This is a genomic window from Caballeronia sp. AZ7_KS35, assembly GCF_023631045.1.
GTDB lineage: Bacteria > Pseudomonadota > Gammaproteobacteria > Burkholderiales > Burkholderiaceae > Caballeronia > Caballeronia zhejiangensis.
Window position 1 is genome coordinate 82,061 of the sequence record NZ_JALQDV010000042.1, and the last position, 11,656, is coordinate 93,716.

The following is an 11,656-nucleotide window of genomic DNA, read 5'->3' on the forward strand; positions in this document are numbered from 1 at the left end:
TCCGAAACCGTGGCCAAGACTAAGTGGATATGCGCTGCGCCGGCTCGCGTCGCATCAACGTTCCACGAGGTATCGGCATGATCGTTACGTTTCCGAGTCAGCCGCCCGTCTATCAGGGCGATGTCCCTTCGCTCACTTTCGCCGCCTTCGCGGACGGTGAGCCGATCGAGTGCACCATTTCGGCCGAAGCGCTGGAGGATCACTTCGGCGCGGCGTCGTGGCGTGAGGAAGATCTGCAGCAGGCGTTCGAGAGCCATCGCTCGTCGATAGAAGGCGCCGCCGAACATGTGCTGAGCCGCGTCGGCGGCACGTCGGTGATGCTGCGCAGCGGATTTTTCCGCTTTCGCGAAGCGCGCGCTCAGACTGCTTCGAGCCGCGCCTGATCGAGGATCCGCACGTCCTTGCCGCGCGCGTCGATCACGCCGGCCTTTTGCAGCCGCGAGAACATGCGGCTGACCGTTTCGATCTTCAGCCCGAGATAGCTGCCGATTTCCTCGCGCGTCATGCGCAGCACGAATTGCGCGGGCGAATAGCCGCGCGCCTTCATGCGCGTCGACAGATTGAGCAGGAAGGCCGCGACGCGCTGCTCCGCCGTCATCGTGCCGAGCAGCATCATCAGATTGGATTCGCGCACGATCTCGCCGCACATCATGCGATGAACGTGATGCTGCACCGCCTTCACTTCGCGGCACAGCAATTCGAGCAGATCGAACGGAACGATGCAGACGACGCTGTCTTCCAGCGCGATGGCGTCGCACGCGTGGCGGTCGGTGCTCACGCCGTCGAACCCGAGGGGCTCGGCCGCCAGATGAAAGCCCGTGACCTGCTCGTGTCCTTCGCGATGCATGACGACGGTCTTGAAGCAGCCGCTGCGCAGCGCATAGAGACTCTGGAAGGGATCGCCGCTGCGGAAAAGCGTTTCGCCGCGCCGCACGAAGCGCGTCGAGCTGATCATCGCGTCGAGACGCTGATAATCGACCGGCGACAAGCCGGACGGCATGCAGATGCGCTTCATCGAACACGTCGAGCAACGCGTGCTCGGCGGCTTCGCGTCGACGTGCATGCCGGGACTGTCTGCGCTCGCGGAAATCATGCTGCGCCTCCTGTCGAACCGGATCGCGCATCGACGCGCGATCCCGCATGTCACGTGTCCAATTATGGAGTGCGCTGTGTCGAAAAAATGTCGGTGCTGGCTGATCGTGCCGTAGGCATTCGGGAAGACGTGTAGGGAAATGCCGACACGCGCCGCTTCGATTCAGGCGCTGTCGTCGTCGAAAAGCTGATGGCGCACCGCGTAGCGCACGAGCGCGGCTTCGTGGGGAATCTGCATTTTTTCGAGGATGCGCGCTTTGTAGGTGCTGATGGTCTTCGCGCTCACGCACAACGCCTCGCCGATATCGCTGATGGATTCGCCCGCGCACAGCCGCCGGAACACTTCGAACTCGCGGTTCGACAATCGCTGATGCGGTAGCGCATCGTCAGGTTCGGTGAGGCTTTGCGCGAAGCGTTCGGCCATCGCGAGGCTCACGTACGCGCCGCCCGACGCGACCTTGGCGACCGCCGCGACCAGCTCCGCGCTCGCGCTTTCCTTCGTCAGATAGCCCGACGCGCCGGCCTTGAACGCGCGCGCGGCGTATTGCTGCTCGGCGTGCATCGTGAGCACGAGAATGCGCAGCGCGGGCTTTTCGTCCTTGATCTGCTTGAGCAGGTCGAGGCCGCTGCGGCCGGGCATCGACAGATCGAGCACGAGCACGTCTGCCTCCGTTGCGCGCACGAGCGCGAGCGTGCCCGGCCCGTCGCTCGCTTCGCCGGCGACCTCGAAGCCGTGCGCGTTCGCGAGGATATGGCGCAGGCCGTCGCGCACGAGCGCGTGGTCATCGGCGATCAGGACTTTCGTCGTCATGGATTCGGTTCTTCCGTTTCGCGGCCCGGCACCAGCAGAACGGGACACCGCGACAGCCGCGCGAAACCTTCCGCGACGCTGCCGAGCACGATCCGCCGCAAGCCGCGCCGCCCGTGCGTGCCCATGACGACGAGATCGGCGCGGAAATCGTCGGCGCAATGACGGATGCGCTGCGGGATGTCATCGCCGAGATACTCGACTTCGCACACGCGCGGTGTGCCCTTCACGCCCGCTTGCGTCATGCGCTCCGTGGCCGTCGCAGCGAGCCGCCGGCCTTCCTCCAGCAATGCGTCGCGCAGGCCAGGATAGAACGCGCTCGTGGCGTCGTAGGAAACGGGCTGCATGTCGACGACGAAGAGCGGCTGAATTTGCGCCGCGCTCGCGCTTGCGATCCTGATCGCCTCATCGAGGGCGTGGAGGGAAGTCGGGCTGCCGTCGATGGGCACGAGAATGCGGTTGTACATGACGATCTCCTGATCCGGTGTGTTGGCGCGTCGCGGGTGTGCGATCGAGTCTACGGACGGCGTATGCAAAACGGTTGACGCAAGTCAAGGAACGGACCGGTCATCGGCGGGGCGATGAAGCGGAATGTCCACGACGACGCGAAAGCCTTCGCCCGGCGCGCTGCGAAACTCGATGACGCCGCCCAGTTGCCGCACGCGCTCGCCCATGCCGAGCAGGCCGAACGTGCCCGCCGCGCGCGGCCGTTCGATCTCCGCGCCGCGGCCGTCATCCTCGATCGTCAGCGTGCAGCGCGCATACGCGCAGCCGATCGCGATGCGAACTTCCGATGCCCGCGCGTGGCGCACGACGTTCGTCAGCGCTTCCTGCACGAGCCGGAAGAGCGACGTGGACGCAGTCGCCTCGAAGCCGTCCTCGTCGCCTTCGATATCCAGATGGATCGTCAGATCGTAGCGGCGGCGGTAATCGCAAACGAGCCAGTCGATTGCGGCGAAAAGGCCGAGATCGTCGAGCACGGGCGGACGCAGGCCCGCCGCGATGCGTCGCAGCGAACCGATGATCGTGTCGATTTGCGTGAGCGCTTGCTGTTTGAAGCGCGCGTTCGGCGCGGTGCTGTCGAGAATCGACAACTGCATTTTGAGCGCGGCAAGCTGCTGGCCGAGATCGTCGTGCAACTCGCGGGCAATCGACGCGCGCTCGTTTTCCAGCGCCGTCTGTACGTGCGCGGAGAGCTCGCGCGCATGCTGCAGTTCCGTGAGCCGCAAGCGGTCGGTCATGTCGCGCGTGACTTTGGCGAAGCCGATCAGACTACCCGACGGATCGTGCAACGCGGTGATGACGACGTTCGCCCAGAAGCGGCTGCCGTCTTTGCGGATGCGCCAGCCTTCGTCCTCGACGCGGCCCACGCGCGCCGCCGTCGAGAGGGCGTTGTGCGGCTTGCGCGCGGCGATATCGTCGCCCGGATAGAAGACGGAAAAATGACGGCCGACGATATCGCTCGCGTCATAGCCCTTGATCCGCCGCGCGCCGTTGTTCCAGGTCGCGACGTGGCCGTGCGCGTCGAGCAGGAAGATCGCGTAGTCCTCGACCGCTTCGACCAGCAGACGGAAAGGTGCGTCCGTCAGCAGCGAAGGCGTGTTGCCGGGTTCGGTCGCGGAGCAGTCGATCATCGTTGCAATGGGCGGATGCGCTTGCAACGTCGACGCGTTGCGGCGCTATTGCTTCATCATCTGAAAGGGCGGCAAGGGCAGCTCGTCGCCGTCGAGAAACGCGGTCGCGCAGCGCACCGCGAAGCCGAGCGCGCCGTCCTTGCTTGCGAATGCGCCGAGATTGCCGAGCGAGGTGGCATGGCCGTCCTCTTCGAGAATCGACGCGGTCGCGACGAACGCGTTGCCTACACGAGTGGCGGAGGGCTTAAAAGCCGCTCCCCGATGATAGATGATCATAGATTTGACCGGTGGAGATGATCGAAAGGCTTATGCGGCAGGCATGCCGCGGCGTGAGAGCGAATGCGCGCGGATCAGCGCGGATCAGCGCGGGTTCTGCACTGACTGTCGATAGTCGATCTCGGCCATGCCGTAAGCGAACGCGTAGCGCACCGCGCCCGTTTCGCTGGCGAATTCGCCGAGCATTCCGCTCGAACGGCGCGTGCCGTCCGGTTCTCGCACGATGAGCATCGCCGCGTATCTGTCCTGCTCCGGGACGGCGGTCGCGCTCAGTACGTGCCCTTTGTAGATCACGTCGTCGGGTCGATTCATTGCTCTCTCAGGTTCTAATGTTTTGCCGGCGTGGCAATTCTGACGTTTGCCTACATTCCGTAAGCAGTAAGCCTAACCGTTCAATTTTTGTCGCTTAATCCGATTTAAGCTTTTTTACTTTTCCCATGCAAATGCTTAAGTCCGACCAATCGGGCGGGCATCGGGTCGCGCCTCTGCGCATCGCGTTGAACAGTCTCGATACCGACTTCGCCGCGACGACGTACATCGCGCCGGAGAGCCCCGAATCGGAGCGCATCAGCAGATCGGCTGCGAAAAGCGCCGCGATCGCGACGAGCGGGTGGCACATCACCTGAGCGGTCAAGCGTTTCATCTGCGTCTCACCTCGAAAACATCTGTCGAAATCGGGCAAGACCGCACAGTGCTGCGATAGCGATACGAATCGGGTCCCGTCCTGAGCCTTACTGTGCCTTTAACGTCCGCTTGCAGTCCTGCCCGCACGTCCGCGCTGGCTGCCCGATCGTCCGGGTTTTTTTCCGCTGTCTGCGAATTCGTGAGACGCATACATACAGCCCGCCGACCGTTCCGCCAAAGCCTAGCGTTCAGCCGACCGTCGTCCACTTTTTTAAGCCGTTGCAGACAATAATCGCGACTGCACCGGGGCCGGCCCCTCCTGAACGGAGATCGCAGATGAAAGGGCATTTATCGGTTGGCGTGATCGCAGTCGCTATCGCAGCAATCATCGGTGGATGCAGCGGAGGAAGCTCCTCCGATCCGTCCTCGACATCCGACGGCTCCGCGTCGGCATCCGGTCCCGCGTCGGCGTCGAGCCCAGCGTCGGCATCCAGTCCTTCGGCCGCATCGTCGGCAAACGGCGCGAGCGCGCCCGCGAGCGCAAGCGCTCCCGCGACGAACTCGCCGTCCGCATCGACTCCGATGGATGTCACCACGTATCACAACGACATCCGCCGCACCGCGCGGCAGCTCGCCGAGACCCGGCTCACGCTCGCCAGCGTGAAGTCGTCCACGTTCGGCAAGCTCGGCTTCTATGCCGTCGATGGCGCCGTCGATGCGCAACCGCTCTTTCTCGCCAACGTGCCGATCGCGGGCGGCACGCATAACGTGCTGTACGTCGCGACCGAGAACGCGACCCTCTACGCGTTCGATGCCGACACCGGCGCCGTGCTCTGGCAAGTCTCGACGCTCGGCGCGGGCGAAGTGCCGAGCGACGATCACGGCTGCGACCAGACCACGCCGAAAATCGGCATCACGGCGACGCCGGTCATCGACCGCTCGCGCGGGCCCAACGGCGTGATCTATGTCGTCGGCATGTCGAAGGACAGCGGCGGCGCGTATCACCAGCGCATCCACGCCATCGACATCGCAACGGGCGGCGAACTGTTCGGCGGCCCGACCGAAATCACCGGCTCGTATCCCGGCACCGGATCGGGCAGCGTGAACGGCGTCGTGCCGTTCACGCCGGGCCAGTACATCGAGCGCGCGTCGCTGCTGCTGCTGAACGGCGTCGTCTATACGGCGTGGAGCTCGCATTGCGACACGCTGCCGTATACCGGCTGGCTCATCGGCTACAGCGCGGACACGCTCAAGCAGACGGGCATCCTCAACGTCACGCCGAACGGCGAGATGGGCGGCATCTGGATGGGCGGCGCGGGCCTGGCATCGGACGGCACGTCGATCTATTTCCTCGACGGCAACGGCACGTTCGACGCGACCATCAACGCGCAGGACATGCCGATCAGGAACAACTTCGGCAACGGCTTCCTCAAGGTCACGCCGAGCGCGACGTTCGCGCTTCAGGTCAACGATTACTTCGAGCCGTCGAACACCGTGGTGGAATCGAACCAGGATCTGGATCTCGGCTCGGGCGGCGTGCTCGTGCTGCCCGATGTCACCGACATCAACGGCAACGTGCAGCATCTCGCGATAGGCGGCGGCAAGACGCGCGTCCTCTACGTCGTGAACCGCGATTCGATGGGCAAGTTCGATTCGAACGCGGATCACATCTATCAGCCGCTTTACTCGACGATCACCGGTCCGATGTTCACCGCGCCGGCGTTCTACAACAACACGATCTACGTCGGCCCGGCGGGCGATCATCTGAAGGCGCTGCCCGTCGTCAACGCGATGGTCGCGACGAGCGCATCGAGCCAGACGACGAGTCCCGCGGGCAACTGGAATTTTCCGGGCCTCGCGCCGGTCATTTCCGCGAATGGCAATACCGACGGCATCGTATGGGGCGTCGAGAACACCACGCCGACCGCCGTGCTGCATGCCTACGACGCGAGCAATCTCGCGATCGAGCTTTACAACAGCAATCAGGCGGGCACGCGCGATCAGTTCGGCAACAACAAGTTCATCTCGCCGACGGTCGCGAACGGCAAGGTCTACGTCGGCACGAAGACAGGCGTGATGGTGTTCGGTCTGCTCGGCGGATGACTCGCGCGGGTCGGGGCCGCATCGATATAAGATCGCGTTACCTCGACCCATGGAGCTTCCGATGCAACTGACCCGTCTTCTTGTTCCGACGTTCGTGCAGACGTTGAAGAACCTGTCGGCGTGGCTCGATAAAGCCGCTGCATTTCAGCACGAGAAAGGCGCGAATCCCGACGCGCTGATGACCTTGCGTCTCGCGCCCGACATGTTTCCGCTCGCCGCGCAAGTGCGCTTCGTGTGCTTTCAGGCACAGGAACCGGTGTACCGGCTGCGCGGCGAAGACCTGCCGCAGACAGTGCTGCGCGTGCGGAAAGAAGGCGCGCATTCGAACGAAGCGCCGGGCACGTTCGCCGATGCGCAAGCCTGCATCGCCGATGCGATCGCATTGCTCTCGAACCTCACTTCCGATGCGCTCGACGCCGGAACCGGCGAGCCGATCGCGCTCGATTTGCCAAACGGCATCGTCTTCGACATGACCGGCGAGCAATACGCGCGCGACTGGTCGCTGCCGCAGTTCTATTTCCACGCGATGACCGCTTACGCGATCCTGCGCAACCACGGCGTGCCGCTCGGCAAGCCGGATTACGTGGCGCACATGTTCTCGTATATCCGGCCCGGCACGCTGCCCCAATCGGGCTGAATCCGCGCGACTTCGGCACAATGCTTGCGCAGACACGAACTACGACCTTGCGCCATGCGACCCGCCGACCCGAACGTTTCTCCCGCCCTCGAATGCCGCCGCCTGACGAAAACCTACGGCAGCGGCCGCATCGTGCTCGACGCGCTCGACTTCGCGCTCGGCGCGGGCGAGTTCGTCGCGATCATGGGCGACTCGGGCGTCGGCAAATCGACGCTGCTCAATCTGATCGCGGGCCTCGACACCGCCGATAGCGGCGACGTGCTGATCGACGGCGCATCGATCTCGACGCTTCCCGACGACGCCGCCACGCGCCTACGCCGGCAAAAGCTCGGCTTCGTGTTCCAGGCGTTTCACGTCCTGCCGCATCTGACGCTGTATCAGAACGTCGCGGTGCCGCTGCTGCTGAACGGCATGCCGCCCGCGCCCGCGCGCGCCATGCTCGCGGCGGTCGGCCTCGACGGACGCGGCGACGACATGCCGCGCCAGCTTTCCGGCGGCGAGTTGCAGCGCGTGGCGATTGCGCGCGCGCTGGTGCATCGGCCGCGCCTCATTCTCGCCGATGAACCCACCGGCAATCTCGATCCGCAGACCGCGCACGAAGTGCTCGAATTGCTGCGCGCCGAAACCAAGGCGACGCGCGCCGCGACGGTGATGGTCACGCATTCCGAAGCGGCGGCCGCGTTCGCGGATCGCGTCGTGATTCTGCGCGACGGCGCCTTGCACGCCGCGACGCTCGCCCGATGAGCGATATCGCCGCCGGAAGCGGATTCGTCGACACGCTCACGCGCTGGCTGCTCGGCGCGCAATGGCGCAGCCATCGCGGACGCGCGCTCGTCGCCATGCTGACGATCGCGCTCGGCGTCGGGCTCGGTTATGCGGTGCAACTCATCAACGGCGCGGCGTTCAACGAGTTTTCCGCCGCCGCGCGCAGCCTTTCCGGTCAAGCCGACTTGCAAGTGCGCGGCGCGCAGCCTTTCATCGACGAGAGCGTTTATCCGCGGCTCGCGACGCGCGCGGGCGTGTCCGCCGCGAGTCCGGTGCTCGAACTCGATGTCGCCGTGCCCGGCAAGAACGCGCCGCTCAAGGTGCTCGGCATCGACGTGTTCCGCGCGAAGCGCATCGCGCCGGACCTGACCGGCGTGCCCTCGCCGGAAGCATCGTTCGATGTTCTCGCCGATGACGCGATCTTTCTTTCGCCCGCCGCGCTCGCCTGGCTCGGCGCGCGCGATGGCGGACGCATCGAATTGCAAAGCGGCACGTCGCCGGTGACGTTGCGCGTCGCGGGCGGCATCGCGCGAACGCGTCCCGGCCAGCGCATCGCGGTGATGGATATCGCCGCCGTGCAGAACCGCTTCGCCATGGCGGGCAAGCTATCGCGCGTGGATGTGCAACTCGCGCGCGGCGTCGATCGCGATGCGTTCCGCGAGACGCTGCAACGCGAACTCGGCGCGCGGCTCGTCGTGACCGGCACGCAGGATATCGAGAGCCGGACGGACCGGCTGTCGCGCGCGTATCGCATCAATATGAACGTGCTCGCGCTCGTCGCGCTGTTTACCGGCGCGTTTCTCGTGTTCTCGACGCAAGCCGCGGGCGTCGTGCGCCGTCGCGCGCAATTCGCGATGCTGCGCGTGCTCGGCATGACGCGCGCATCGCTCGTGCGGCAGATCATGCTCGAAGGCGCGCTGCTCGGCGTGGTGGGCGGCGTGCTCGGCATCGCGCTCGGCTTCACGGTCGCGGCGCTCGCGTTGCGCTTTTTCGGCAGCGATCTCGGCGGCGGATATTTTCCGGGCGTCGAGCCGCGCGTCGTCTTCGATCCGCTAGCGAGCGCGATCTTTCTCGCGCTGGGCATCGGCGTCGCGCTCGCGGGCACGCTCGTTCCCGCGCTCGAAGCGGCGCGCGCCCGGCCCGCGCCCGCGTTGAAGGCGGGCAGCGAAGAAGCCGCGCTCGCACCGCTCGGCACGCCGTGGCCCGCGCTCGCGTGCCTCGCGGCAGGCGCGGCGCTGACGCAGGCGCCGCCCGTTTTCGATGCGCCCATCGGCGGTTATCTCGCCGTCGCGCTGCTGCTCGTCGGCGGCATCGCGCTGATGCCGCGTGTCACCGCATTCGTGTTCCGCCGCGCGATGAAACCGCGCAACGCCGTCGCGACGCTCGCGCTCGCGCGTCTCGCGAATGCGCCCGGGCAGGCATCGATCGCGATGGGCGGCGTGCTGTCGAGCTTCACGCTGATCGTCGCGATGGCGATCATGGTGACGAGCTTTCGCGTGTCCGTCGAAGACTGGCTCGCGCATCTGCTGTCGGCGGATCTTTATGTGCGGATCGCATCGAGCGGCGACACGGGCGGCTTGCAGCCCGATCAGCAAACGCAGATCGCAGCAGTCGATGGCGTCGCGCACGCGGCGTTCACGCGCGCGACGAAGCTGACGCTCGATCCCGCGAAGCCGCCGGTCGCGCTGATCGCGCGCGAGCTCGACGCCGCCGATCCCGGCGCGACGTTGCAGATGACCGGCGATGCGTTGCCGCCATCCGCGTGGCGCGCGGGCGAAACGCCGGTCTGGGCCTCGGAAGCGATGGCCGATCTGTATGGCTATCGCGTGGGCGAGCGCGTGAGCTTGCCCGTCGGCGGCGCGGGCGAGCGTTTCGTCGTCGCGGGCATATGGCGCGACTACGTGCGGCAGACGGGCGCGCTGCAAATGCGTATCGCGGACTATCGGCGGCTGACCGGCGACACGGCCGCCACCGACATCGCCATTACCTTGCGCGCGGGTTCGGGCGCGGCGCAGGTCATCGACGCGATCAAAAAGCTGCCCTTCGGCGGCGCGCTCGAATTCTCGCAACCGGGCGAGATCCGCGCGCGCACGCTGACCATTTTCGACCGCAGTTTCGCCGTGACGTATCTGCTCGAAGCGGTCGCGATCGTCATCGGGCTGTTCGGCGTCGGCGCGACGTTTTCGATGCAGACGCTCGCGCGCTCGCGCGAATTCGGCATGCTGCGGCACGTCGGCGTGACGCGCGCGCAGATTCTCGGGCTGCTCGCTTCGGAGGCGGGCTGGCTCACGCTGCTCGGCATCGCGATGGGCTGCGTGCTCGGCTTCGCGATCAGCCTGATTCTCGTGTTCGTCGTGAATCCGCAGTCGTTTCACTGGAGCATGTCGCTGCACATTCCGTCGACGATGATCGCGGCGATCGCGTGCGTGATGATGGTGTCGTCGTGCGCGACGGCGGTGCTGTCGGGCCGGCGCGCCGTGTCGGTCGATGCGGTGCGCGCCGTGCGGGAGGACTGGTGATGCGCGCGCTGCTTTTCGCGTTGATGCTCATGTCGATGACCGCATTCGCCGGCGAGCCGAAGTTCGCGCCCGTCGCGCCCGGCCACGTCATCGACTGGCCGAAGGACAGCGGCGCGCATCCGCCGTATCGCACGGAATGGTGGTACGCGACCGGCTGGCTCGAGACGGCGGAGCACCAGCCGCTCGGGTTTCAGATCACGTTCTTTCGCTCGAACACCGGCAAGAAGCACGGCAAGAGCGCGTTCGATCCGTCGCAACTCGTCATCGCGCATGCGGCGTTGTCCGATCCCGCGTACGGGCGGCTCGCGCACGATCAGAACATCGCGCGGCAGGGCTTCGGTCTGGCGTACGCGAAGGAAGGCAACACCGACGTCAAGCTCGACGCATGGCGCATGTCGCGCGCGGCGCACGGCAGCTACACGGTCATCGCCGATGCCGCCGGATTCGCGCTCCATCTCACCTTCACGCCGACGCAGCCGCCGATGTTCCAGGGCGAAGGCGGCTACTCGCGCAAAGGGCCGTCGCCGGAGCAGGCGAGCTATTACTACAGCGAGCCGCAGCTCAAGGTGACGGGCAGCGTCGTGCGGCCATCGGCATCGGGGAAGGAGAGCGCGGGCGTCGCCGTGACGGGCCGTGCCTGGCTCGACCACGAATGGTCGAGCACGTTGCTGCCATCCGATGCGGCCGGCTGGGACTGGCTCGGCGCGAATCTCGACGACGGCTCCGCGCTGATGGCCTTCAAGGTCCGCGCCCGCGACGGCCATTCGGTCTGGGCGCACGCCGCTTTGCGCGATCGCGACGGCCGCACCCGACAATTCGGCCCCGGCGATGTGGAATTCACGCCCGAGCGCGAGTGGCGCTCGCCACGCACGAACACGACGTATCCGGTGGCGATGAACCTGCGCGTCGGCGGAATGCGCTGGCGGCTGACTCCGCTCATGGACGATCAGGAACTCGACTCGCGCGATTCGACCGGCGCGCTGTACTGGGAAGGCGCGGTCACGCTCGACGGCGACGGCGGAAAAGGACGCGGATATCTCGAACTGACGGGATACGCAAAGACGATCGAGATCGAAAAGCGGTGAAGTGGCGGCATCCTCGTGCAACTGCAGCGAAACTTCGTACAAAAGCGTAAAAAGGGGCAGCTTAAGCTTCGTTTAAGAAAAGTCTCATAGTCTCGCTCGACACGCCTCCGCCG

General features: G+C 65.7%; 14 protein-coding genes. 7 read left to right on the plus strand and 7 right to left on the minus strand.

Annotation, left to right across the window (positions count from 1 at the left end; genetic code table 11):
* The first annotated feature begins 77 nt into the window (after positions 1 to 77).
* The gene (locus NCT05_RS26500) at positions 78 to 383 is read left to right on the plus strand and encodes a DUF1488 family protein (RefSeq protein ID WP_008347608.1); all 306 of its coding nucleotides are present in this window, start codon (positions 78 to 80) and stop codon (positions 381 to 383) included.
* Here NCT05_RS26500 and fnr read toward each other — a convergent pair.
* The 6 genes from fnr to NCT05_RS26530 all read right to left on the minus strand — a co-directional run bounded on the left by fnr (position 359) and on the right by NCT05_RS26530 (position 4,122).
* Positions 359 to 1,093: a fumarate/nitrate reduction transcriptional regulator Fnr gene (gene fnr, locus NCT05_RS26505; RefSeq protein ID WP_051078981.1), complete on the minus strand. Its 735-nt coding sequence runs from the start codon at positions 1,091 to 1,093 to the stop codon at positions 359 to 361. The genes NCT05_RS26500 and fnr overlap by 25 nt on opposite strands.
* A 162-nt stretch (positions 1,094 to 1,255) precedes the next feature.
* Positions 1,256 to 1,903, minus strand: coding sequence for a response regulator (locus NCT05_RS26510; RefSeq protein WP_008347611.1), 648 nt, complete (start codon positions 1,901 to 1,903; stop codon positions 1,256 to 1,258).
* Positions 1,900 to 2,367 (minus strand): universal stress protein, encoded by a 468-nt coding sequence (locus NCT05_RS26515; protein WP_008347612.1) that lies wholly within the window; start codon positions 2,365 to 2,367, stop codon positions 1,900 to 1,902. Before NCT05_RS26515 ends, NCT05_RS26510 begins: the two co-directional genes overlap by 4 nt.
* Before the next feature lie 84 nt (positions 2,368 to 2,451).
* Positions 2,452 to 3,561 (minus strand): PAS domain-containing sensor histidine kinase, encoded by a 1,110-nt coding sequence (locus NCT05_RS26520; protein WP_250482003.1) that lies wholly within the window; start codon positions 3,559 to 3,561, stop codon positions 2,452 to 2,454.
* 18 nt (positions 3,562 to 3,579) lie between these two features.
* On the minus strand, positions 3,580 to 3,810 hold the full coding sequence (locus NCT05_RS26525) for a hypothetical protein (protein WP_008347614.1): 231 nt from the start codon (positions 3,808 to 3,810) through the stop codon (positions 3,580 to 3,582).
* Positions 3,811 to 3,894: 84 nt separating this feature from the next.
* Positions 3,895 to 4,122 carry a hypothetical protein gene (locus NCT05_RS26530; protein WP_008347615.1) on the minus strand — a complete coding sequence of 76 codons (228 nt, stop codon included), beginning with the start codon at positions 4,120 to 4,122 and terminating at the stop codon, positions 3,895 to 3,897.
* A 131-nt stretch (positions 4,123 to 4,253) separates the two neighbouring features.
* Between NCT05_RS26530 and NCT05_RS26535 the strand changes: the two genes are divergently transcribed.
* Positions 4,254 to 4,436 (plus strand): hypothetical protein, encoded by a 183-nt coding sequence (locus tag NCT05_RS26535; protein WP_144403708.1) that lies wholly within the window; start codon positions 4,254 to 4,256, stop codon positions 4,434 to 4,436.
* 246 nt (positions 4,437 to 4,682) lie between these two features.
* Here NCT05_RS26535 and NCT05_RS26540 read toward each other — a convergent pair whose 3' ends face one another.
* On the minus strand, positions 4,683 to 5,030 hold the full coding sequence (locus NCT05_RS26540; protein ID WP_250503561.1) for a hypothetical protein: 348 nt from the start codon (positions 5,028 to 5,030) through the stop codon (positions 4,683 to 4,685).
* On the opposite strand from NCT05_RS26540, the gene NCT05_RS26545 reads away from it, so the two are divergent.
* From NCT05_RS26545 to NCT05_RS26565, 5 genes are all read left to right on the plus strand, one after another.
* Positions 5,017 to 6,537, plus strand: a complete 1,521-nt coding sequence (locus tag NCT05_RS26545) for an outer membrane protein assembly factor BamB family protein (protein ID WP_250503562.1) — start codon at positions 5,017 to 5,019, stop codon at positions 6,535 to 6,537. The two genes, NCT05_RS26540 and NCT05_RS26545, sit on opposite strands and share 14 nt — an antisense overlap.
* A 61-nt stretch (positions 6,538 to 6,598) precedes the next feature.
* The gene (locus NCT05_RS26550) at positions 6,599 to 7,174 is read left to right on the plus strand and encodes a DUF1993 domain-containing protein (RefSeq protein ID WP_008347619.1); all 576 of its coding nucleotides are present in this window, start codon (positions 6,599 to 6,601) and stop codon (positions 7,172 to 7,174) included.
* 54 nt (positions 7,175 to 7,228) lie between these two features.
* Positions 7,229 to 7,918 (plus strand): ABC transporter ATP-binding protein, encoded by a 690-nt coding sequence (locus NCT05_RS26555; RefSeq protein WP_008347621.1) that lies wholly within the window; start codon positions 7,229 to 7,231, stop codon positions 7,916 to 7,918.
* Entirely contained in the window at positions 7,915 to 10,458 is a 2,544-nt protein-coding gene (locus tag NCT05_RS26560) for an FtsX-like permease family protein (protein ID WP_250503563.1), read from the plus strand. The genes NCT05_RS26555 and NCT05_RS26560 overlap by 4 nt, the downstream gene beginning before the upstream one ends.
* Positions 10,458 to 11,543: a lipocalin-like domain-containing protein gene (locus NCT05_RS26565; RefSeq protein WP_250503564.1), complete on the plus strand. Its 1,086-nt coding sequence runs from the start codon at positions 10,458 to 10,460 to the stop codon at positions 11,541 to 11,543. The genes NCT05_RS26560 and NCT05_RS26565 overlap by 1 nt, the downstream gene beginning before the upstream one ends.
* Positions 11,544 to 11,656: the final 113 nt, after the last annotated feature.